Origin of the sequence: Nocardia sp. NPDC057272, from assembly GCF_042668615.1 — a bacterium.
Taxonomy (GTDB): Bacteria; Actinomycetota; Actinomycetes; order Mycobacteriales; family Mycobacteriaceae; genus Nocardia.
This window is the reverse complement of record NZ_JBHUYK010000005.1, coordinates 321,134-342,323: the sequence shown is the minus strand read 5'-3', so window position 1 is coordinate 342,323 and position 21,190 is coordinate 321,134. Positions and strand designations below refer to the sequence as shown.

21 protein-coding genes and 2 pseudogenes are annotated in these 21,190 nt (G+C 67.8%); 6 read left to right on the top strand and 17 right to left on the bottom strand.

Features of this window, described 5'->3' with window-relative positions:
• Positions 1 to 16: 16 nt before the first annotated feature.
• Both ACFULV_RS10825 and miaB read right to left on the bottom strand, forming a co-directional pair.
• Positions 17 to 616, bottom strand: a complete 600-nt coding sequence (locus tag ACFULV_RS10825; protein ID WP_378655411.1) for a hypothetical protein — start codon at positions 614 to 616, stop codon at positions 17 to 19.
• Positions 617 to 705: 89 nt separating this feature from the next.
• Positions 706 to 2,262 (bottom strand): tRNA (N6-isopentenyl adenosine(37)-C2)-methylthiotransferase MiaB, encoded by a 1,557-nt coding sequence (gene miaB / locus ACFULV_RS10820; protein WP_378655408.1) that lies wholly within the window; start codon positions 2,260 to 2,262, stop codon positions 706 to 708.
• A 241-nt stretch (positions 2,263 to 2,503) separates the two neighbouring features.
• Here miaB and ACFULV_RS10815 point away from each other — a divergent pair, with 241 nt between their 5' ends.
• The 4 genes from ACFULV_RS10815 to ACFULV_RS10800 all read left to right on the top strand — a co-directional run bounded on the left by ACFULV_RS10815 (position 2,504) and on the right by ACFULV_RS10800 (position 5,756).
• Positions 2,504 to 3,232 carry an amino acid ABC transporter ATP-binding protein gene (locus ACFULV_RS10815; protein WP_378655486.1) on the top strand — a complete coding sequence of 243 codons (729 nt, stop codon included), beginning with the start codon at positions 2,504 to 2,506 and terminating at the stop codon, positions 3,230 to 3,232.
• Positions 3,233 to 3,268: 36 nt separating this feature from the next.
• Positions 3,269 to 4,105: a glutamate ABC transporter substrate-binding protein gene (locus tag ACFULV_RS10810; protein WP_378626610.1), complete on the top strand. Its 837-nt coding sequence runs from the start codon at positions 3,269 to 3,271 to the stop codon at positions 4,103 to 4,105.
• Between the two features lie 92 nt (positions 4,106 to 4,197).
• On the top strand, positions 4,198 to 4,869 hold the full coding sequence (locus ACFULV_RS10805) for an amino acid ABC transporter permease (RefSeq protein ID WP_378626608.1): 672 nt from the start codon (positions 4,198 to 4,200) through the stop codon (positions 4,867 to 4,869).
• Complete coding sequence (locus tag ACFULV_RS10800) at positions 4,866 to 5,756, top strand: amino acid ABC transporter permease (protein WP_378655406.1); 891 nt, start codon at positions 4,866 to 4,868, stop codon at positions 5,754 to 5,756. The genes ACFULV_RS10805 and ACFULV_RS10800 overlap by 4 nt, the downstream gene beginning before the upstream one ends.
• A gap of 57 nt (positions 5,757 to 5,813) precedes the next feature.
• Here ACFULV_RS10800 and ACFULV_RS10795 read toward each other — a convergent pair whose 3' ends face one another.
• From ACFULV_RS10795 to ACFULV_RS10740, 12 genes and pseudogenes are all read right to left on the bottom strand, one after another.
• Complete coding sequence (locus ACFULV_RS10795) at positions 5,814 to 7,580, bottom strand: oleate hydratase (RefSeq protein ID WP_378655403.1); 1,767 nt, start codon at positions 7,578 to 7,580, stop codon at positions 5,814 to 5,816.
• Between the two features lie 36 nt (positions 7,581 to 7,616).
• Positions 7,617 to 8,477, bottom strand: a complete 861-nt coding sequence (locus ACFULV_RS10790; protein ID WP_378626605.1) for a 3-hydroxyacyl-CoA dehydrogenase — start codon at positions 8,475 to 8,477, stop codon at positions 7,617 to 7,619.
• Positions 8,478 to 8,651: 174 nt separating this feature from the next.
• A complete protein-coding gene (locus ACFULV_RS10785) occupies positions 8,652 to 9,632 on the bottom strand; it encodes a glycine betaine ABC transporter substrate-binding protein (protein ID WP_378655400.1) in 981 nt (326 codons plus the stop codon).
• Positions 9,629 to 10,402 (bottom strand): ABC transporter permease, encoded by a 774-nt coding sequence (locus ACFULV_RS10780; RefSeq protein WP_378655483.1) that lies wholly within the window; start codon positions 10,400 to 10,402, stop codon positions 9,629 to 9,631. Before ACFULV_RS10780 ends, ACFULV_RS10785 begins: the two co-directional genes overlap by 4 nt.
• A gap of 244 nt (positions 10,403 to 10,646) precedes the next feature.
• The gene (locus tag ACFULV_RS10775; RefSeq protein ID WP_378655398.1) at positions 10,647 to 11,816 is read right to left on the bottom strand and encodes an ABC transporter ATP-binding protein; all 1,170 of its coding nucleotides are present in this window, start codon (positions 11,814 to 11,816) and stop codon (positions 10,647 to 10,649) included.
• The gene (locus tag ACFULV_RS10770; RefSeq protein ID WP_378628265.1) at positions 11,809 to 12,459 is read right to left on the bottom strand and encodes an ABC transporter permease; all 651 of its coding nucleotides are present in this window, start codon (positions 12,457 to 12,459) and stop codon (positions 11,809 to 11,811) included. Before ACFULV_RS10770 ends, ACFULV_RS10775 begins: the two co-directional genes overlap by 8 nt.
• Before the next feature lie 290 nt (positions 12,460 to 12,749).
• Positions 12,750 to 12,908 (bottom strand): annotated as a pseudogene (locus ACFULV_RS10765) (recombination regulator RecX); the annotation flags it as partial.
• 204 nt (positions 12,909 to 13,112) lie between these two features.
• A pseudogene (locus tag ACFULV_RS10760) lies at positions 13,113 to 13,655 on the bottom strand (regulatory protein RecX); the annotation flags it as partial.
• A gap of 424 nt (positions 13,656 to 14,079) precedes the next feature.
• Positions 14,080 to 15,117 carry a recombinase RecA gene (gene recA, locus ACFULV_RS10755; RefSeq protein ID WP_067460620.1) on the bottom strand — a complete coding sequence of 346 codons (1,038 nt, stop codon included), beginning with the start codon at positions 15,115 to 15,117 and terminating at the stop codon, positions 14,080 to 14,082.
• A 172-nt stretch (positions 15,118 to 15,289) separates the two neighbouring features.
• The gene (locus ACFULV_RS10750) at positions 15,290 to 15,739 is read right to left on the bottom strand and encodes a nuclear transport factor 2 family protein (protein WP_378655394.1); all 450 of its coding nucleotides are present in this window, start codon (positions 15,737 to 15,739) and stop codon (positions 15,290 to 15,292) included.
• A gap of 19 nt (positions 15,740 to 15,758) precedes the next feature.
• Positions 15,759 to 16,640, bottom strand: coding sequence for a pyridoxamine 5'-phosphate oxidase family protein (locus ACFULV_RS10745; protein ID WP_378655391.1), 882 nt, complete (start codon positions 16,638 to 16,640; stop codon positions 15,759 to 15,761).
• Positions 16,641 to 16,678: 38 nt separating this feature from the next.
• Entirely contained in the window at positions 16,679 to 17,140 is a 462-nt protein-coding gene (locus ACFULV_RS10740; protein ID WP_378655389.1) for a VOC family protein, read from the bottom strand.
• A 128-nt stretch (positions 17,141 to 17,268) separates the two neighbouring features.
• Here ACFULV_RS10740 and ACFULV_RS10735 point away from each other — a divergent pair, with 128 nt between their 5' ends.
• A complete protein-coding gene (locus tag ACFULV_RS10735; protein WP_378628264.1) occupies positions 17,269 to 17,784 on the top strand; it encodes a CGNR zinc finger domain-containing protein in 516 nt (171 codons plus the stop codon).
• Positions 17,785 to 17,795: 11 nt separating this feature from the next.
• Here ACFULV_RS10735 and ACFULV_RS10730 read toward each other — a convergent pair whose 3' ends face one another.
• The 3 genes from ACFULV_RS10730 to ACFULV_RS10720 all read right to left on the bottom strand — a co-directional run bounded on the left by ACFULV_RS10730 (position 17,796) and on the right by ACFULV_RS10720 (position 20,460).
• Positions 17,796 to 19,016, bottom strand: a complete 1,221-nt coding sequence (locus ACFULV_RS10730) for a phosphotransferase (protein ID WP_378655386.1) — start codon at positions 19,014 to 19,016, stop codon at positions 17,796 to 17,798.
• Positions 19,017 to 19,023: 7 nt separating this feature from the next.
• Entirely contained in the window at positions 19,024 to 19,215 is a 192-nt protein-coding gene (locus ACFULV_RS10725; protein ID WP_378655384.1) for a DUF3046 domain-containing protein, read from the bottom strand.
• Positions 19,216 to 19,308: 93 nt separating this feature from the next.
• Positions 19,309 to 20,460, bottom strand: a complete 1,152-nt coding sequence (locus ACFULV_RS10720) for a glycosyltransferase (protein ID WP_378626593.1) — start codon at positions 20,458 to 20,460, stop codon at positions 19,309 to 19,311.
• A 119-nt stretch (positions 20,461 to 20,579) separates the two neighbouring features.
• On the opposite strand from ACFULV_RS10720, the gene ACFULV_RS10715 reads away from it, so the two are divergent.
• Positions 20,580 to 21,137 carry an HD domain-containing protein gene (locus ACFULV_RS10715; protein WP_378655381.1) on the top strand — a complete coding sequence of 186 codons (558 nt, stop codon included), beginning with the start codon at positions 20,580 to 20,582 and terminating at the stop codon, positions 21,135 to 21,137.
• Positions 21,138 to 21,190: the final 53 nt, after the last annotated feature.

The window sequence follows — 21,190 nt, the reverse complement described above, 5'->3', positions numbered from 1 at the left end:
TTCTTGTCTCGCAGGACTATTCGCCGCTGAGTCGCTTGCGGTCGCGAACTTCGGCTTCGCGGGCCGCCGTGCGGCGCTGTTCCTCCGCGGCGAGTTGCACGGCGGTGCGACTCCACACCACACGAACCCAGTGGAAGGTGAGCACCATGATCGCGAGGGTGCCCAGGATCAGGCCGATCCCCGGACCCGCGCCCTGATAGTTGCCGAGACCGGGGGTCTGGCGGTGCCAGATCGAGAGCACACCGAACACCGAGCCGACGGCCGACCCCGCGCAGGCGACCCAGGCCAGTATCCAGCGACGGGTGGTCAGCGCCAGCAGCGAGAAGCCGACACCGAAGACGATGACCAGCCACACGAAGATCCGCGACGGCAAGCCGATGTGTTCGACCCCCGCCGCGTCGGTGTCGAGCAGCACGTCGAAGCCGCGCGCCGTACCCGCGGTCGGTAGGACCAGCGAGATCAGCAGCGCGAAGACCGCGCCCGCCACCACCAGCGCTCGCGCGCCGGGGTCGATCTCACCGGCGATGCGGCGCTCGACCGCGTCGAGTTCACCGCGGAATTGTTCGAAATCCTCGTCGTTGCGCGCCGGGTTCACCGCGTGTCCGCTCCTGTCCACAGGCTGGTCGTTGGCGGGTCCCACTGTGCCATCACCGGACGCGCCGTTCGCATCCGACCCACTACGACCGGTAGTAGATTCGTCGTCGCTCACGACGAGCACCCCGTCGAACAGCCGCTCTCGACCGTCTCGATGACCGGTGCGCCGATCCGGGGCAACCCGAGCCCGACACCGATCGGCGCCGTTTTGGGCGTGATTCCACGTTCGTGCGCGTCACCGGCGGCAGTGCGCCGATGCGACTTCACCGCGCTGTCGGCGATGAGATGGTGGGGCGCCGCCTCGGTGATGTCGACGGTGACGACGTCGCCCGGCCGGATGCCGGTCACGTCGCCGGGCCGGAAGTGCACCAGCCTGCCGTCGCGCGCACGACCGCTCATCCGCGCGGTCACCGCGTTCTTCTTGCCCGCGCCCTCGGCGACGAGCAGTTCCACCTCGGTGCCGATGAGCGCCTGGTTGTTCTCCCAGGAGACCTGGTCCTGCAAGGCGATCAGGCGTTCGAAGCGTTCCTGCACGACCTGCTTGGGCAGCTGGTCGGGCAGGTCGGCGGCCGGAGTTCCGGGACGCTTGGAGTACTGGAAGGTGTAGGCGCTGGTGAAGCGGGCCCGGCGGACCACGTCGAGGGTCTCGAGGAAGTCCTCCTCGGTCTCGCCAGGGAAGCCCACGATGATGTCGGTGGTGATCGACGCGTGCGGCATCGCGGCGCGCACCTTGTCGATGATGCCGAGGAAACGCTCCTTGCGGTAGGAACGGCGCATCGCTTTCAGCACCCGATCCGAACCCGATTGCAGCGGCATGTGCAGCTGCGGGCAGACGTTCGGGGTGGCCGCCATCGCCTCGATGACATCGTCGGTGAACTCCGCGGGATGCGGGGAGGTGAACCGCACGCGTTCGAGGCCCTCGATCTGTCCGGTCGCGCGCAGCAGCTGCGCGAACGCGCCGCGGTCGCGCGGCTGCTCGGGATCGACGAAGTTCACGCCATAGGAATTGACGTTCTGTCCGAGCAGGGTCACTTCCAGCACACCCTGGTCGACCAGCGCCTGCACCTCGGCGAGCACGTCTCCCGGACGGCGATCCACTTCCTTGCCGCGCAACGAGGGCACGATGCAGAACGTGCAGGTGTTGTTGCAGCCCACCGAGATCGACACCCAGCCCGCGTACGCCGACTCCCGCTTGGCGGGCAGCGTCGAGGGGAACGCCTCGAGCGATTCGAGGATCTCCACCTGCGCCTGCTCGTTGTGGCGGGCCCGCTCGAGCAGCACCGGCAGCGAACCGATGTTGTGGGTGCCGAACACCACGTCGACCCACGGCGCCTTGCGCACCACGGTCTCGCGGTCCTTCTGCGCCAGGCAGCCGCCGACGGCGATCTGCATGCCGGGGCGCCCCTGCTTGACCGGGACCAGCTGACCGAGGGTGCCGTAGAGCTTGTTGTCGGCGTTCTCGCGCACCGCGCAGGTGTTGAACACCATCAGATCGGGCGTCTCGCCGGTGGCGGCCTTGATATAGCCCGCGTCCTCGAGCAGCCCGGACAGGCGTTCGGAGTCGTGCACGTTCATCTGGCAGCCGAATGTGCGAACCTCATAGCTGCGCTGCGCCACAGAGCTGTGCTGCGTCGCGCCCTCAGTCGCGTCCTGAACCGTCGAATCCACCTGTCCAGGGTACGGGCAGCCCCGAGTGTGATGCGCGTCACGGTTGCGTTCGCACGATAATACGCAAAGGTAACGGGCAGCCGCCGGGTTACCAGCAGGTGTCGTTTCGGCGTGCCGTCACGGCATGTCTTCGAAAGCCGGGCAATTCTCCAGAATGGACATAAGGTTTCTGACCATGACCGACGACGCCGCACCCGCGAACGGGAACGCCGACGCCGCAGCCACCACCGCTGCTCCGCCGATGATCTCGATGCGCAACGTGGACAAACACTTCGGTGAGCTCCATGTCCTGCGCGATATCCACCTCGAAGTGCCCCGTGGGCAGGTCGTGATCGTCCTGGGCCCGTCGGGTTCGGGGAAATCCACCCTGTGCCGCACGATCAATCGCCTCGAACCGATCGACTCCGGTGACATCGCCATCGACGGCGTCGCACTGCCCGACGAGGGCAAAGCTCTCGCCGCGCTGCGCGCCGAGGTGGGCATGGTGTTCCAGTCGTTCAACCTGTTCGCGCACAAGACCATCCTCGAGAACGTGATGCTGGCGCCGACGAAGGTCCGTGGGAAGAAGAAGGACGAGGCGCGCAAGCACGCCCTCGCCCTGCTCGAGCGGGTCGGCATCGCCAACCAGGCCGACAAGTACCCGGCCCAGCTCTCGGGCGGCCAGCAGCAGCGCGTGGCGATCGCCCGCTCACTGGCCATGGATCCCAAGGTCATGCTGTTCGACGAGCCGACCTCGGCGCTGGACCCCGAGATGGTCAACGAGGTGCTCGACGTGATGGTGGCCCTCGCCAAGGAAGGCATGACCATGCTCGTGGTCACCCACGAGATGGGCTTCGCGCGCCGAGCGGGCGACCGCGTGCTGTTCATGGCCGACGGTGAGATCGTCGAAGACGCCGCGCCCGAAACATTCTTCACCGCACCGAAATCCGAACGCGCCAGGGACTTCCTGGGCAAGATTCTCAGCCACTGACTCGCAGCACCATTGTCACAAGGAGAAGGAAACCCCATGAGGATCAATCGTGCGATGCGCGTCGGAATCGGCGCAGCGGCACTGGCATTGGCAGCCACCGTCACCGCGGGTTGTGGTGGCGGTAGCGACAAGTCCGCCCTCGAGAACGCCCAGGACGGCAAGCTGACCATCGGCATCAAGTTCGATCAGCCGGGTCTGGGTCTGCGCAACACCGACGGCACCTACAGCGGCTTCGACGTCGACGTCGCCAAGTACGTCGCCGACAAGCTCGGGGTGAAGCCGGAGAACGTCACCTTCAAGGAATCGCCGTCGGCGCAGCGCGAGACGCTGATCGAGAACGGCCAGGTCGACCTCGTCGTGGCCACCTACTCGATCAACGACAAGCGCAAGGAGAAGGTCGATTTCGGCGGTCCGTACTACATCGCGGGCCAGGACCTGCTGGTGCCCGCCGCCAACACCGACATCACCGGCCCCGACTCCCTCGCGGGCAAGAAGGTCTGCTCGGTGAAGGGCTCCACCCCGGCCCAGAACATCGAGAAGAACTACCCGCAGGCGCAGCTGCAGACCTACGACACCTATTCGCTGTGCATCGAGGCGATGCGTAGCGGCGCGATCGACGCGGTCACCACCGACAACGTCATCCTCGCCGGTTACGCGGCGCAGTCGCCGGGCACCTTCAAGCTGGTGAACAAGACCTTCACCACCGAGAAGTACGGCATCGGCCTGAAGAAGGGCGATTCGGAGCTGCGCGGCAAGGTCAACGACGCCATCCAGGCGATGATCGATGACGGTTCGTGGAAGGCCGCGCAGGAGAAGAACTTCGCGGGTACCGGTATCGCGGTGCCCGCACCGCCGACCATCGACCGCTACTGATCAACCACTGACCATCGGTGGCCCGGGGTTTCCCGGGTCACCGATGCGGTGTTGTCCTGCTGGCTTTCACACCGATCGGAGGACGCGCGTCCGTGTTCGACCTGATCTCGAGGTATGACAACCAAATCCTCGATGCGTTCTGGGTAACCATCAAACTCACCTTCTTCTCGGCGATCGGTGCGCTCGTCATCGGTACCGTCGTCGCCGGCATGCGCGTATCCCCGATTCCGGTCGCGCGCTGGGTCGGCGCGGCGTATGTGGCGGTCTTCCGCAACACTCCGCTCACCCTGATCCTGGTATTCACCTCGCTCGGCCTGTACAGCACCCTCGGGTGGAAACTCGGCAGTGACGAGATCAAGGTCATCAACTATCGCTGGGCGATCATCGGGCTGAGCGTCTACACCGCCGCCTTCGTCTGCGAATCGCTGCGTTCGGGCATCAACACCGTCGCGCTCGGCCAGTCCGAAGCGGGCCGGTCACTGGGCTTCGGATTCGCCCAGAACCTGCGGCTGATCGTGCTGCCCCAAGCCTTCCGGGCCGTCATCGCGCCCCTGGGCAGTGTGCTGATCGCGCTGACCAAGAATTCCACGGTCGCCTCCGTCATCGGCGTCGCCGAAGCCGCGTACCTGATGGGCGCGATGATCGAGAACGAAGCCGCCATTCTCACCATCGGTGCGATCTTCGCGCTCGGCTTCGTCGTCCTCACCCTGCCGACCGGGCTGTTGTTCGGCTGGCTGGCCAAGCGATACGAGGTGGCACGATGAGCGGCGCTTCGGTTCTGTTCGACGCTCCGGGACCCCGCGCGCGGCTGCGTCACAACCTGTACTCGGTTCTGGTCGTCGTCGTGCTGGTGGGCGCGGGCTGGTGGCTCTACGACGCGTTCGCCGACAAGGGCCAGTTCACCGCGGCCAAATGGAAGCCGTTCCTCGAGTCCGAGATCTGGGAAACCTATCTCCTGCCCGGTCTGGAAGGCACCCTCACCGCCGCCGTGATCTCGATCATCGGCTCGGTGTTCTTCGGCATGATCTTCGGGATCCTGCGCCTGTCGGACCACGCGTGGGTGCGCTGGGTCGCGGGCACGATCGTCGAGCTCGCCAGGGCGATCCCGGTGCTGATCCTGATGATCTTCCTGTTCGCGGTGTTCGGCGACTACGACCTGTTCCCGTCCGATCAGCTGGCGCTGGCCGCGGTGGTCATCGCGCTGATCATCTACAACTCCGCGGTCATCGCCGAGATCGTGCGCGCGGGCATCAAGTCCCTGCCCAAGGGACAAACCGAAGCCGCCGTGGCGCTGGGTCTGCGCAAGAACCAGCTCATGCGGCTGATCCTGCTGCCGCAGGCCATCACGGCCATGCTGCCCGCACTGGTCTCGCAGATGGTCGTTGTCCTCAAGGACACCGCGCTGGGCTACCAGATCACCTACGTGGAGCTGGTGCGGTCGGGTCAGCAAGAAGGCGCGTCGTTGCAGAACACGATCCCCGCGCTGATCGTCATCGCGCTGATCATGATCTCGCTCAACATGGCGCTGAGCTTCCTGGCCACCACACTGGAAAAGCGGTTGCGGTCGCGGAAGAAGAGCGGTGGCGCGGTGCTGGCCGCCGACTCGATCCTCGCCGACGCCGCGCCCGGCGTGGACATCACCAAGAAGTAGTCCCACACACGACAATCGGGGCCCGATCCGTCCGGATCGGGCCCCGATTGTCGTTTCCTAGTCCTCGCCGATGAGGCCGAATTCGCGCAGCAGCGGCCCGATCTCGGTGTCGTCGAGCTTCTTCAGCAGTCGATTGCGGACGAACTCCGGTCCGGGCAGGCTCATCTCCTCGCCGTCGCGCAACTTGCTGGTCGCCGCCAGGAGCGAGCGGATGTCGTAGGTGGAGCCGAAGACCTCCGGCACGCCCCGCTCGACACCGAGCAGCGTGTAGGCCGCCTCCATACCGGTGCGCACCGAGTACTCGGTGGTGAAGATGCAGTCGCGGGTGGTCTCCGCGAACTGGCCGATGAAGGCGAAGTTCACCGCGCCCGCGGGCACCACATCGGGGCGGTCACCGGCCTGGCGCGGCATGAAGAACGCGGTGACATACGGCATCATCACCGGGACGCACGTCGCGGCGTCCGCGGCCATCTCCGGGATCTCGGCTTCGGGAACACCCAGGTGGTACAGCCATTCCTGGGTGATCTCCGCACCCGTGCAGTCCTGCATCGACTTCTTCACGAAATCGCCGGGACGGTCGACGAACAGCGCGTACACCCACACCACGATCTGGTCGGCGGGCTGCTGCTTGAAGTGCGGCTGCCGGTTCACCGTCCAGCTCATCAGCCAGGACGAGTCCTTCGCCGTCACGATGCCGCCGGTGACCACGTTGCCGCTGAACGGGTCTCGCTTGCAGATCTTCTGGATGTAGCGGGGAATACGGTCATCGAGGGTGGTGACCGTGGCCGACTCCCATTTGGTCTCCGGGATGTGGCCGCCGAAGACCTCCGGATGGCCGAACGCGGGGTCCTTGGCGGCGATGCGCCGCCACAGATCCCAGGCCGGGGCAGGTCCCTCGTCGAGCCGGGCGGGAGTGTGCTGATCGCCCTCGTTCGAGTTCTCGGTGAGCGAGCCGATGGTGACGAACAGCAGGTCGTCCCCGGTCAGGTCGACCCCGCCCTCGACCCCTTCGGACACCCAGTGCAGCCGGGTGGCCTGCTTGCGCGGCCCGCTGATGTCGAAGTCGACATCGGTGACCTCGGTGTCGAAGCGGAATCGCACACCCTGGTCGAGCAGCCACCGGTACAGCGGCAGCACCAGCGACTCGTACTGGTTGTATTTGGTGAACTTCAACGCGGAGAAGTCGGGCAGGCCGCCGATGTGGTGGATGAACCGGTGCAGGTACAGCTTCATCTCCAGCGCGCTGTGCCATTCCTCGAACGCGAACATGGTGCGCCAGTACAGCCAGAAGTTGCTCGCCAGGAAGTCCGGGCCGAACACCTCGTCGATGCGCTTGTTCTCCATCTGTTCGCGGGTGGCGAGGAACACCTTCACGATGTCCTTCTGCGCGCGATCGGTGAGGGTGAACAAGCCGTCGGTATGCGCGTCCTGGCCCCGTTTCACGGTGGCCCGCTGCAGGGAGAAGTTCGGGTCGTCCTTGTTGAGCCAGTAGAACTCGTCGAGCACGCTGGCGCCCTCGATCTCGATCGACGGCACCGAACGATAGAGGTCCCACAGGCATTCGAAGTGGTTCTCCATCTCGCGTCCGCCGCGAATGACGAAACCCTTCTTCGGTTCCCTGATGCCGTCGAGCGCGCCACCGGGCAAGGCCAGCCGCTCCAGCACGGTGATCTTGTCGGCCGCCAGCTGCCCGTCCCTGATGAGGAATGCCGCGCCGGAGAGCGAGGCCAGCCCGGCACCGACGAACCAGGCCGATTTGCGGTCCACCCCTTCGGGTTTGCGCGGCCGGGCGAACGCTTCGTAATTGCCACTGCTGTAGTACATCCGTCTCCTCTGTCCGTTCCGGAAAGTCGAGCGGGACTATTCGCTGTAGCGGTAGAACCCCTCTCCTGTGGCGGCACCGAGCTTGCCCTTGTCGATGTAGTTCTCCTTGAGCCAGGCCGCGAGCTTCTTGTGGGCGTCGCTGCCGTTGATCAGGATGTTGTACGGAGTGGTCAGGCCGACGATGTCGAGGATCTGGAACGGGCCCATGGGCGCGCCGGTGGCGATGCGCCAGGTCTCGTCGACCGCGGCGGGTTCGGCGTATCCGCCCGCGGCGAGCTCGATTCCGGAATTCAGGAACGGCACCAGCAGCGAGTTGAGAACGTAACCCGCCTTCTCCTTGTGCAATTCGATCGGCACCATGCCGATGGCCTTCGCGAACTCGACCACGGCGGCGAACACCGCCGGATCGGTCCGTTCGGTGCCCATCACCTCGGCGGTGTTGAACTTCCAGACGTGGTTGGCGAAGTGCAGCGCCAGGAACCGATCGGGGCGCCCGGTGTAGTCGACGATGTCGCTGGGCAGCAGCGTCGAGGAATTCGTCGCGAACACGGTGCGTTCGGGCGCGAGCGCACCGAGCTTGCCGTACAGGTCGCGCTTGATCTCGAGTACCTCCGGCACCGCCTCGATGATGAGGTCCGCCTCGGCCGCCGCGGTGGCCAGGTCGGTGGTCAGGGTGATGCGCGCCGCGGTCGCCGCGGTGTTGCTCGCATCGGCGCCTGCCACGTCCTGCTGATACACCGCGGCGAGTCCATCGAATCGGGTGCGTGCGGCGGTGAGCGCCGCGTCGTCGATGTCGTAGGCGGTGACGTCGAACCCGTGGAAGGCGGTCTGGAAGGCGATCTGGGATCCGAGCACCCCCGTCCCGAGGACTGTCACCTTGCGGAATTCGATGGTCATGCGTCAGCCTCCCAGTCTGGACGCGGGCACCCCCACCGCTGCGCGTCCTGGTTTCCGGTGTCTCTACCGCCGTCCATCATGGCCCGAGAAGCTGAGGCGTTGGTGTGAGCGACCCACGCGTTCCGGACATCTCGGGCAGATGCTGGTAACAGTTCGGCAAACCGGCGCGGTGGGTCAGCCGGCGGTGACGAGGCCCTCGGCGACCATCCAGTCACGGGCGACATCGGCGGGTTCGCGACCGTCGATGTCGACCTGACGGTTGAGTTCGGTGATCACCTCGTTGGTGAGGCGGGCGGAGATCGGCGCCATCACCCGCACAACCTGGGGGTGCGCGTCGGCGAAATCGCGGTGCATGACCAGCGACGCGTTGTACTTCGGGAAGAAGGCCTTGTCGTCTTCGAGGAGCACCAGTTCGAGCGCGGGGATGCGGCCGTCGGTGGCGGCGACCGAGCCGAAGCGGCACTGCTTCGCGTCGGCAGTGGCCTGGTAGACGAGCGCGTCCTGGACGATCTGGCGCTGGGCCTTGCCCTGGTCGATCCCATAGGCGGCGGCCAGACCGGGATAGCCGTCCGGGCGGACGTTGAACTCGGTGCCGACACAGGTGGCCGCCGCGCCTGGATCTTTCGCGAGGAGTTTCGCGTAGTCCGAGAGCGTGCGCACGCCGGTTTCCTCGGCGGTGCCCTTGCTCGTGACGAGGGCGTAGGTGTTGTTCATCGGCGCCATCGCCGCCCAGACCATGTTGTGTTCGGCCAGGTCGGCGTCACGGACCGCGTCGAACTGCGCCGCCTCGGTCGGGATCGGCTTCTCCTTGCCGAGGTAGTTGATCCAGCCGGTGCCGGTGTAGTCGTAGGCGATGTCGATCTGGCCGTTCAGTTGCGCGTCGCGCAGGCTGTTGGAGCCTTGGATATTGGTCAGGTCACGCACATTCGCGCCCGCGGCCGTCAAGGCGAATTCGATCATGAAGCCGAGGATGTTGGCCTCGGTGAAGTCCTTGGAGCCCACCGTCACCGCGACACCGTCGAGTTCTGGCACCGGCTCGATACTGCCCGGTCCCACGGGCAGCGGCACCGAACCGCCCGACTGCAGACCACAGCTCGCGAGCACCAGCACGCTCAGGACCGGGGCCAGCCCGCGCAACAATCCGGTGAATCTCACCGCAACCCCCTCGGACCGAGGAACTGTTCGGCCAGTGCGCCCAGCCAGTCGACGAACAGCGCCAGCGCGACGGCGAGCACCGCGCCGAGCGTCAGGGTCACGGTGTCGCGCAGTTTGTAGCCGGTGTCGATGAGAATGCCGAGTCCACCCGCGCTCACCATGAACGACAGGGTGGCGGTGCCGACGGCCAGCACCAACGACGTCCGCAGGCCCGCCAGGATGTAGGGCACCGCGAGCGGGAACTCGATGCGGCGCAACACGAGTCCCGCCGACATGCCCTGCCCCCGGCCCGCATCGATCAGGGCGGGGTCGACCTCCTGGTAGCCCAGGATCGTATTGCGCAGCACCGGCAGCAGCGAGCAGAACGCGATCGGCGCGACACCCACCCAGAACCCGGTGGTGCGGGTGACCAGGTAGCACAGCACGATCAGCCCGATCGCCGGAGCCGATGCGCCGATATTGGCGATGCCGACGAAAATTGGTGCCAGACGGCGGAATCGGGACCTGGTGAGCACTGTCCCGAGCGGCACGGCCAGCACCACGACGATGAGCACGACCGCCGCCGTGATCAAGATGTGCTGCCAGGTCACCTGGGCGACATTGCTCACGCTGATGCTGGCCTGCTGGGTGACGGTGAGATCGCGCCGGAACGCCCAGACCAGCACCCCCACGGTGAGGATCAGCACGAGCACCGGCTGAGCCAGCAGGCGGAGGTATTCCGCGCGCCGCTGGGTAGCGGGGGCAGCGGTCGCGGCGGGGACGTCGACGATCGAACGTGAAGAGGTGGCAACAGAATTCGTCACGATATCGATCTCCTCACCCGGTCCGATTCGACCAGTGACCGTAGCGCTGACCACTGTGCTCCGACATTACGGACACCCGGGATCTGGTTGGTTCGGCTCGCCGACACCGAACCAGCGAGAACCAGGCACACCCTGTGTGGACCACGATCGTGCGCGGCACAGCCCGCGGGCACCGCAGGTTCGTAGGAGGCCGGCCGATGCGATGCGGTCGTCATGCCGGCGCCGATTCGGTGGCGGCGAGGTGGTTGATGAGGGTGTCGACGGTGACTGTTCCGGCGTAGGTCCCGGTGTTGTCGACGACGACGGCGGAGGCGGTGCGTTCGGTGAGCAGCGCGGCCAGCGCGTCTTGCAGAGTGGCGTCGGCGGGGAGGGTGGTGCCGATCGGGGTGCCGAGGTCGCGCGGCGAATCCGCGCGGGCGAGTTCGCCGGTCGTCACGCGCCGAAGCGGGCGGCGCTGGGCGTCGAGGACGATGCCCCAGGTGCGGTCCGCGTCACGCAGGGCGGCGGTGAAGACCGCGGGGGTGGTGTCGTCGGTGGCGGTGATGCCCTGGTCCAGGTCGAGGTCGGCGAGGACGGTGAGGCCGAGGCGGTCGATGGTGGCGGTCGCGCCGACGAACCCGGCGACCGTCTCGTCGGCGGGGGCCGCCAGGATCGCGGCGGGGGTGTCGTATTGCAGGATGCGGGATCGGTCGCCGAGGACGGCGATGCGATCGCCCAGCTTCACCGCTTCCCCGAAGTCGTGGGTGACGAAGACGATGGTCTTGCCGAGTTCGCTTTGCAGACGGAGCAATTCGTCCTGCAGGAGCCCCCGGGTGATCGGATCGACCGCACCGAAGGGTTCGTCCATGAGCAGCACGGGCGGGTCGGCCGCCAGCGCCCTGGCCACGCCGACGCGCTGCTGCTGTCCACCGGAGAGCTGGCGAGGGTAGCGGTTGCGGTAGGTGTCGGGGTCGAGGCCGACGAGGGTGAGCATCTCGTCGGTGCGCTCGGCGGTGCGGCGGCGGTCCCAGCCGAGCAGGCCGGGCACCGTGGCGATGTTCTTGGCGACGGTCATGTGCGGGAACAGCCCGGCCTGCTGGATCGAATAGCCGATGCCGCGACGCAATTCGTCGGCGTCGATCGCGCCCGCGTCGCGGCCGCCGATGGTGACGGTGCCCGAGGTGGGTTCGATCAGCCGGTTGATCATCCGCATGGTGGTGGTCTTACCGCAGCCGGACGGGCCGACCAGCACCACGATCTCCCCGGCCGGGATGGTCATGGAGACCTCCTCGACCGCGGGTTCGGGCTGTTCGGGATAGCGTTTGGTGACCCGGTCGAGGACGATCTCGACCCCGGAGTCCGCGGAAGCGCTTGCCGCCTTGGTGGTTTCGATGTCAGTCACGAATTCCCCTCGGAATAGTGAGCCGTCCGAGCAGAACCAGGACGCCGTCGAGTGCGAGTGCGAGCACGACGATGAGGACGGTGCCGGTGAGTGCCTGCGGCACCGCGTTCGGGCTGCCGAGGCGGGAGAGTCCGGAGAAGATCACGTTGCCGAGGCCGGGCCCCTTCGCGTAGGCCGCCAGCGCCAGGATGCCCATGATCATCTGGGTGCTGACCCGCATTCCGGTGAGAATGGACGGCCAGGCCAGCGGCAGTTCGATCTTGGTCAGCAGGCGCAACCGGTTCATCCCGACACCGCGCGCGGCATCGGTCACCGCCGGATCCACCGACGACAACCCGAGCACCGTGTTCCGCAGGATCGGCAACAGCGCGTAGAGCACCAGGGCCACGATCGTCGGCCCGACACCGAGCCCGAGAAACGGAATCAGCAACCCGAGCAACGCGAACGAGGGCACCGTCAGAATCGCCCCCGCCATCGCGGTAGCGGCAGCTGACCCGAGCGGACTTCGATACACGAGTATCCCGAGTGCCACGGCGATCACGGTCGCCAGCACCAGCGACTGCACCACCGCCGACACATGCAGATAGGAATCGACCAGCAATTGCTCCCGCCGGTTCACCACGAACGACCACAACGCGTCCAGGGTCCACCTCCCCGTCGTTCGGCGGCCGCCTACGGCCCTGCTCCCCGGATTTCCCACCCCGAACCGGGTGAAACATCCCGTCCCCACATCCGCATCGTCACCGATGCGGCGAATCAGCCTGCGCTGAACCAGGTTTCGCCAAGCGTGATCATCTTACGCGCCGCGTACAGCCCTCGCGGCAGTTCGGCGCTTGTCTCCGCAGTCGAAAACCTTGTCGCACCACGGCCTACTCCGAGCCTCCGCGATACTTTTGGAACGGGTCGGCGCGTAGTGCCGCGTCCATGCGGGCCTCACTGATCCGCCTGCGACAGTTCCGCTTTCACCACCGCGAAGGCCGTCGACGCGCTGTAGCCGCGGCGGGCGAGCATGTCGACCAGGCGTCGCGTCGCCTTGGTGCGGTCCAGATCGGCGGGCATGGAACGGAGTTTGCGCCGAACCAGGTCGATCGCGGCCTGTTCGTCGCCGGGAGTCGGGCGCGAAGGGCGGGCGCTGTCCGCTTCGTCGGTCTCTTCGACGGTTTCGTCGGCGCCCGAAAGACCAGCACCGCGCGGCGGCGAACGGCGTGTCTGCCACGAGCCACCTGCCGCGTCGGCAGGCGGCGCCTGCTCGCCCGCGCCGGCAGCACGGGTGGGCCGGGGCGCGGTGCGTTCGAACCCCGCTTCGTCCAACTCGGCGGTGACGACGGCGAAGGCGGTGGATTGGTCGTAGCCGCGGCGGGCGAGCATGCCGACGAGGCGGCGGACCGCCTTGTCGCGTTCTATCTCCCGGGGAAGGGTGCGCAGTTTTCGGCGGACCAGGTCGGCGGCGCGAGCGTTTTCGGCGTCGTCGGTGACCATCGACAACGCCTCTTCCGCGTCGCCCGGGGCGACGCCCTTCTCGCGCAGCTCACGTTGGAGTGCCTTCTTACCCCGGCCGGAGTAGGTGTGTCGTTCGTGGACCCACTGTTCAGCGAACGAGGCGTCGTTGATCAGACCGATTTCGGTGAACCGTTCGAGAGCGGCCTCGGTCACCTCGACGCGGAACCCCTTCTCGCCGAGGCGTTTCTCCAGTTCAGCGCGGCTGCGAGCACGCACCGAGAGCAATCGCAGGCACACGTCCTTGGCCTGCTCCAGAGTCGCATCGGGACGGTCGCCCGGGGCGAGCCGGCGTGCGCCGGCCCGCCTGTCGGGCTCTCCCGGCTGGGATCCGGCCGCCACCGGATCCGCCTGCCGTCCGTCGTCACCACCGACGACGGTCGACAGGGAGACTTCGTCGCGCCGCGCGGACTTGCGTTCGCGTCGTGCGCCGCGGGGTCGTCGCCGACCCGCACTCCCCCACTCTTCATGATCATCACCAACCCGCGCAGCGAAATGCGGTGGTTTGTCCCCATCGGTGAATCCGGTCGGGTGCGCGCGCTGCGGATCGCCCGCACCCGACCGAATCCTCTCCGCGTCCAGGTCGGCCCGTGTGTCACGAGCCGACCGGACGAGTCCATCGGCCGTGCCCCTGCCGCGCCCCACCGCGGGCGCTGTGACCGGCTCCGGCTCGACCTCGATTCCGAGGCGAGCCAGCTGCCTGCGCATCTGTTCGACCGGGTCGGCCGAATCGCGGTGGCCGCCGGGGCTCGGCGTGGTCATCGGCTCAGAAGTCGGCGGGCGCGTCGGCCTCGGCGGTCAGGACGGCGCCGATGCCCAGCTTCTCCTTGATCTTCTTCTCGACCTCGTCGCGCACGTCGGTGTTCTCCAGCAGGAACTTGCGGGCGTTCTCCTTGCCCTGACCCAGCTGGTCGCCCTCGTAGGTGTACCAGGAGCCGGACTTGCGGATGAAGCCGTGCTCGACACCCATGTCGATGAGCGAGCCCTCCTTGGAGATGCCCTGGCCGTAGAGGATGTCGAACTCGGCCTGCTTGAACGGCGGCGCGACCTTGTTCTTGACCACTTTCACGCGAGTACGGTTGCCGACCGCGTCGCTGCCGTCCTTGAGGGTCTCGATGCGGCGCACGTCCAGGCGGACCGAGGCGTAGAACTTCAGCGCCTTACCACCGGTGGTGGTCTCCGGGGAGCCGAACATGACGCCGATCTTCTCGCGCAGCTGGTTGATGAAGATGGCGGTGGTGCCGGAGTTACTGAGCGCACCGGTCATCTTGCGCAGCGCCTGGCTCATGAGGCGGGCCTGCAGGCCGACGTGGCTGTCGCCCATCTCGCCTTCGATTTCCGCGCGCGGCACCAGGGCGGCGACGGAGTCGATGACGAGGATGTCGATGGCGCCGGAGCGCACCAGCATGTCGGCGATCTCCAGGGCCTGCTCACCGGTATCCGGCTGGGAGACCAGCAGTGCGTCGGTGTCGACGCCCAGCTTGCGGGCGTAGTCGGGGTCGAGGGCGTGCTCGGCGTCGATGAAGGCGGCGACACCGCCCGCGGCCTGGGCGTTGGCGACGGCGTGCAGCGCGACGGTGGTCTTACCCGAGGATTCCGGGCCGTAGATCTCCACGACGCGACCGCGCGGCAACCCGCCGATCCCGAGCGCGACGTCGAGCGCGATGGAGCCGGTCGGGATGACCGCGATCGGCTGGCGGGTCTCCTCGCCCAGGCGCATGACCGCGCCCTTACCGAAGCTCTTCTCCACCTGCGCCAGTGCCAGTTCCAGCGCTTTGTCGCGATCGTAGGCCTGCGGTGCCATGATGTGTGCCCCTTCTCGAGGTGAGTGTCTCTCTGGTTGGCGCCCACAGTAGAGGCCGGCACCGACAAGTTCTGGCGCCCAGGTTAGTCGAACACCCATTCGAGTCAAGCGACGCGCCCACCAACACGCGAAGCAGCCGCTCCGACCAGCAATCCGGGAGCGAAACCGGTCCTCAGTGCTGCGGTAGCACCGAGTCGTCGCCCTCGGCGCGTGGCCCGAAGATCCGCCGCTGCGACTGTTCGATGCGCACGTCGTTGATGCTGGCCTCACGCCGCGCCATCCGCCCGTCCGCCGCGAACTCCCACTGCTCGTTGCCGTAGCTGCGCCACCACTGCCCCGACGCGTCGTGCCACTCGTACTGGAAGCGCACGGCGATGTGGTTGTCGTGGAAAGCCCACAGATCCTTGCGCAGCGCGTAGCCGTTCTCGGCCGACCACTTGCGGGTGAGGAAGTCGACGATCGCGGCACGGCCGGTGAAGAACTCGTCGCGGTTACGCCAGCTCGAATCCTCGGTGTACGCGGCGGCGACGCGTTCGGGATCCCGGGTGTTCCAGGCATTTTCGGCGGCGAGCACCTTCGCGCGCGCGGAGTCGAGGTCGAAGGGTGGCAATGGTGGACGCATGGAAGGCCTTTCGGTGTGATCAGGGGTTGTTCGGGGAGAGCTCGGGCGGCCCCCAGCGCACAGCGAGCGCACCGGGCCGTTCGATCGCCTCCTCGACGGTGAAGTCGACGGCGCACTGCGCACCGATTGTGAATGCCGCGCTGTCCCAGATCAATTCGGCGCGGCCGGTGAGCTGGAGCAGCGCGCCGGTCGACCAATCGGCGACGAGCAGCCCGCAGCGCGGTTGTACGGCGAGGTTGCCCAGCGTCATGAACATCGAGTTGCCGCGATAGTCCGGCCAGCGCAGCCGCGCCGGCGACAGCACCTGCAGGAAACCGGGATTGCCGCCGCGGTGCGAGGCGTCGGCGTGCCCGTCACCATCGGCGGTGGCGACGAAGAAGGTGTCGGCGGCGCCCACCATCTCGACCGCGGCGGGCGTGAGCGCCGTGCCGCGCCACACCGGGCCGGGCTCTCCGGCGGCGGACACCTCCCGGATCTGCCTGCGCGAGATGTACTTCGGGCAGTTCGCGTAGACCTGCTCGGTGGTGATCCGCATTCCGCCGTCGCGTACCGCCGACGTGCCGTTGACGCGCATTCGCCTGCGGCGCTGCGGCTGCAGGGCGATCAGCCCGACCTCGACGTCGCCCGCCAGTGCCGCCGAGAGCGGATCAGCCGTCTCGGGCAGCGTGTCGATGTCGATGGTCACGTCATCGATCGCGTGCACGAACCCGGCGGGACCGGTGAGCGGGCTCGCCCACAGCCGCCCCGCCGGATCGGCGGCGCCGAGCACCACCATCGACTGCTCGGCCAGGAAGGACGCGGCGACCGCCGGAATCCCGGTTCGGATCGAACGGCCGACGCGAGCAGCCGTGTCGGACTGCCCCATGCGTCGCTGCACGGCCAGCTCTCCGGAGTGAAACATCCTCGCCCTTCCTGTCTACGACGTGAATTGCCCGGGGGTCAGAAGAATCCGCACGTCGGGGCAGGCCCGGCCGGCGCGGGAGCGGTGTCGGCACCCAGCGGCGCGTACACCTCGAGCCGGATGCCGTCGGGATCGGCGAAGAAGATGCCACCGGAGGACGCGCCCTCACCGTGAGCGACCACCCCGTCGTGGAAGAACTCGGCATCGACTTCGCGCAGCGCCGACTCCACGACACGCACCGTGTCGACATCGTCGACCTGGAACGACAGGTGATGCAGGCCCGGTGTGCTGGTGGAGAATGCGCCGGTGCTCTGCTGCCACAGCGTGAGCACCAGCGCACCGCCCCGACCGAGGAAGGCCCAGCGCTGCTCGCCGTCGGCGCCGGTGCCGAGCTGTTCGAAGCCGAGGCCACGGCGGTAGAAGTCGACGGAACGGTCGAGATCGGCGACGTTGAGTCCGATATGACCGGTGGTGAGCACAGGTGCGGCGACGGTGGTCATGGTTTCCTCCCGGAATGGTTAACTGCCTATCGGTTGTTGAACAGTTAGAACATAGAATGAGCTCACCGCTTCGTCAACCCTTGAAAGACTTTTAGACAGTTAGGAGGGGCGTGTTGATAACCTCGGGCATGCGCGATCCCCGTCCGCACACCGGCGAACCCCCTGCTCTCGACCTGCTCAACACCCGGTGGGCCGGCGCCGAACCCGGCGATCTGCTCGCCGATCTCGACGGGCTGCGCACCTGGCTGGAGCTCATCGGGCTCGCCGATCGCGTACCCGCCGACGACCACTCCCTCACCGCGCTGCACACCGCACGCGCAGCCGTCCACGACGCCGTCACTCGCGCCGACCACACCGCACTGAACAAGGTCCTCGACCACGGGCGGATCCGCCGTGAACTGACCGACGAGGGGCCACGAGACATCCCCGAGGTCGACGACCCGGCGTGGCTACCCGGCTGGCTCGCCGCCGACAATCTGCTGCACCTGATCGCGCAGGCACCGCAGCGGATCCGCCAATGCGCGCACCCCGACTGTGTGTTGTTCTTCTACGACACGTCCAAGAACGGCACCCGCCGCTGGCATTCGATGGCGACCTGCGGCAACCGCACCAAGGCCGCGCGCCACTACGCCAAGACCAGCTGAGCAGCGCCTCGTCAGAACAGCTCGTCGAGCAGCCGGTAGTAGTCGAGCTTGGCGCGATCGGGTTCGCTCAGGCCGTAGGCGGCGTAGAACGCCGTGACCGCCGCGACGCCGAAGTCCCCGGCCAGGTCGCGCTCGGCCAGCGCCAGATCGCGATAGCGGTCGCCGGCGCCCAGCGTCGCGACATCGATGAGCAGGCCGCCGGTGAGCACATTGCCCGGCGTGAAATCGCCGTGCGTGACGACCAGATCCTCGGTGGCCGGGCGCCGCTCCCGCAGATGCTCGAGTATCGCGGCAGGTGCGAGGTCGCGATGATCGTCGTCGAAATCCGTGGGGTCGACGAACCCCTCGACCACATGGCGGTGGGCGCGGGCGAGGCTGAGATCCAGACCACCCTCGAAGGGGCAGCTCGGCACCGGGAGGTCGTGCAACGACCGCAGGGCGCGGCCCATCTGGGCACCGACTTCGGCCGGATCGGTCTGTCCGGCGAGCGAACCACCCGCATCCGCGAGAACGAGAACGTCCTCGGCGAACGCGACCACGTCCGGCACCGCGATCCCGTTGTCGCGCAACCAGGTCAGCCGGGCGTGCTCGGCCACCGCCCGCGGACCACGCTTGATCCAGTACCCACCCGACCGCACCAGGTTCCCGTCGCAGCCCTCGTGATCGTCGGACCACTCCGGCACCGGCCCGAGCAGCTCCTCGATCACCGGCGGCAGCGGCACGGCCAGCTCGTCGAGATGGTCGAGGGCCGCGCGGGTGGACTCGATGAGTTCGGAATCACCGTCGGCCACCCGCAGCCGCATGGCCTCGTTGAGCAGCTCGCGCGCCTCCAGCGGACGGTGCTGTTCGGCCAGTGACTTGCCCAGGTGGTGGGCGGCGAAGGAGACGAGTTCGGGGTCGAGCGCGCGGCTGGCGTGCAGCGCCCGGCGGTAGAGGATCTCGGCGTGCCCCGGCTCGCCGTGATACCGGTAGACATCGGCCAGGTTGATCCAGACGGTGATCCGGCGCCGCTCGGTGTCGGCCAGTTCGAGGGCTTGATCGAGCCGGTCGAGGGCTTCGTCGTAGCGCCCCAGCAGCATCAGCGCGATGCCGAGCCTGCGCAGGCCGGGAAAATCGTGCGGGTCGGCGAGGGCGACCCTGGCCGCGAGCGTCTCGGCGTCGACCGGGATCATCCGCAGCCGCTCGTCGAACCGATACGGTCGCGTGTCCGAGTTCTGCGCTGTCACGGCCATGGCCTGGTCACCACCGGTTCGGAGGTACGTCGAAGTCGGCACACAGCGCCCGCCACACCTCGCGTGGGTCGACGCCGTTGTCGATCGCCACCGCGCCCGTGCGCCCCAGCTGGGGTATCACGTGATCGGTCAGCATGGCGTCGGCGCGCGCCACGCCGAACTCGGTGTGCATCAGCTCCTGGAATTCGGTCAATCGCACGTTGCCCAAGATACTCGCGCTCGGCGAACGCCGACAGGGCCCGCTCGGCCCACCATGAGCCGCGGGCCTACCCGGCCGACGCCCGACGGGCCGCTACCGCTTCGCTGCGTCGTGGCAGATCTGGACCGGGTCCTCGACCTCGGCCAGACCGAGGGCGGCGTGACGAGCCGCTTCGGCATAGGCGGGACCGTCGAGCACCTGCCGCACCGCGGCGCCGACCGCCTCGGGCGTGAGCGGACGCACCAGCACCGAACTGCCCTGCCGCACCGCGCGATTGGCGAGCTCCCACTGGTCACCACCGCCGGGGACGGTCACCACCGGCACGCCCGCGGACAGGGATTTGGCGAGCAGGCCGTGGCCACCACCGCCGACGACGACCGCGGCGTGCGTGAGCAGTTCGTCCTGACGGCCGAGGCCGGCGGTGGCCCACTCCGGCAGGTCCGCCGGTGGGGTGTCCAGGGTCGAGATCGCAGCGCGCACACCGAGTCCGGCCAGACCGGACAAGACGACGCCGGCCATGTCGGCGACGCCGGTGTGCGCGGTCGACGGCGCCACCATCACCAACGGCGCATCGCCGGGAGGCAGTGGAAGTACGGCATCGGTCGGTTCCCACAGCAGCGGCCCGACGACGTGGGTGTCGGCGGGCCAGTCCGGGCGGTCCATCTCCAGCGCGGGCAGGGTGGCGACCAGGCGGGCGGCGGGGCCGGGGTCCTCGGCGGGCAGGCCGATGGTTTCGCGGGCCGCCGAACGCTGACGATGTCCGGCGCGGACCGCGCGCGCGGTCATCGTGCGCAGGACACCGTCGCGCATCCGGCCACGCACACCCTCCCCCGGTGCCAGGCCACTACCGATGGGCGGCAAGGCTTTCGACGGCAGGTAGAGCGGGTGCGGTGACAACTCGACCCACGGCAGACCCAGCCGCTCGGCCGCCATCCCGCCGCCGGCGGTGAGGACGTCGGAGACGATCAGGTCGGGCAGCATCGCGCTGAGTTCGGGCAGGTTCTCGGTGGCGATATGGGCGGCGCGCTCGTGGATCCGGGCGCCCGCGTCGGTGTCGTCGTCGGTGGGGCGCGGCGCGAGACCCTTGAGCTTGCGCACGCTGATCCCCGCCGAGCGTGCCTGATCCAGCCATCTCGGCCCGGTGAACAACACGGGTTCGTCGCCCGCGGCCAGCAATCGCAGACACAACGCGATCGCGGGAAACGCATGCCCTGGATCGGGCCCGGCCACCACAGCTATTCGCATCCGCCCACCCTGCCATACCTCCAGGCCCCGCCCACCTCGGACGACCGATCGACGATTTCTGCGCTATCTTGACCGCCGCGAGACCGATCCGTCCCAGCGACACCACCAGGAGCGAGCACGTGCGACACCCCGGTATCGACACCGTCGACGACCTGTTCGCGCTGCTCGAGCGGTGCGCCGACGCCTGGGACACCGCGGACCGGACCGGCGATCCGGTCGACATCCTCGATCACGATCGCCAGTGCGCACAGTTGCTCCGCCGCGACTTCCCCGATGACGAAGAGCTCCAGGTCGCGGGTCTGCTGCACGACATCGGCCACGTACTTCTCCCCGGTGACGACGCGGGCCACGGCAGGCACGGAGCCGACGCGGTGCGCGCGCTGCTCGGCCCCCGGGTAGCGCGCCTGATCGAACTACACGTGAGCGCGAAACGCTTTCTGGTGGCAACGGATTCCACCCACGCCGCCGGTTTGTCGGCATCGAGTCGGCGCACGCTCATCGCGCAGGGCGGGACGATGACACCCGCCGAGACCGAGGCGTTCTGCGCGGACCCCGACTTCACCGCGGCCCTGGCGCTGCGCAGGGCTGATGACGCGGGCAAGGTGGTCGGCCTCCGAGTCGCCCCGCTTCAGGACTGGCGGCCACTGGTCGAGCGCGTCGCGGCCCGACGGCTCTGATGCCGACGCCACCCATCGCTCCTGCACCGCAACATCATCGAGAGTGTTCGCTG

Bases quoted from the DNA above. Each gene is read 5' to 3' on its own strand.
- ACFULV_RS10740 (WP_378655389.1), bottom strand. From the start codon at position 17,140: ATGACCACCGTCGCCGCACCTGTGCTCACCACCGGTCATATCGGACTC.
- recA (WP_067460620.1), bottom strand. From the start codon at position 15,117: ATGGCACCGCAGGCCTACGATCGCGACAAAGCGCTGGAACTGGCACTG.
- ACFULV_RS10800 (WP_378655406.1), top strand. From the start codon at position 4,866: ATGAGCGGCGCTTCGGTTCTGTTCGACGCTCCGGGACCCCGCGCGCGG.
- ACFULV_RS10745 (WP_378655391.1), bottom strand. From the start codon at position 16,640: ATGTTTCACTCCGGAGAGCTGGCCGTGCAGCGACGCATGGGGCAGTCC.
- ACFULV_RS10815 (WP_378655486.1), top strand. From the start codon at position 2,504: ATGATCTCGATGCGCAACGTGGACAAACACTTCGGTGAGCTCCATGTC.
- ACFULV_RS10795 (WP_378655403.1), bottom strand. From the start codon at position 7,580: ATGTACTACAGCAGTGGCAATTACGAAGCGTTCGCCCGGCCGCGCAAA.
- ACFULV_RS10720 (WP_378626593.1), bottom strand. From the start codon at position 20,460: ATGCGAATAGCTGTGGTGGCCGGGCCCGATCCAGGGCATGCGTTTCCC.
- ACFULV_RS10730 (WP_378655386.1), bottom strand. From the start codon at position 19,016: ATGGCCGTGACAGCGCAGAACTCGGACACGCGACCGTATCGGTTCGAC.
- ACFULV_RS10735 (WP_378628264.1), top strand. From the start codon at position 17,269: ATGCGCGATCCCCGTCCGCACACCGGCGAACCCCCTGCTCTCGACCTG.
- ACFULV_RS10810 (WP_378626610.1), top strand. From the start codon at position 3,269: ATGAGGATCAATCGTGCGATGCGCGTCGGAATCGGCGCAGCGGCACTG.
- ACFULV_RS10750 (WP_378655394.1), bottom strand. From the start codon at position 15,739: ATGCGTCCACCATTGCCACCCTTCGACCTCGACTCCGCGCGCGCGAAG.
- ACFULV_RS10790 (WP_378626605.1), bottom strand. From the start codon at position 8,477: ATGACCATCGAATTCCGCAAGGTGACAGTCCTCGGGACGGGGGTGCTC.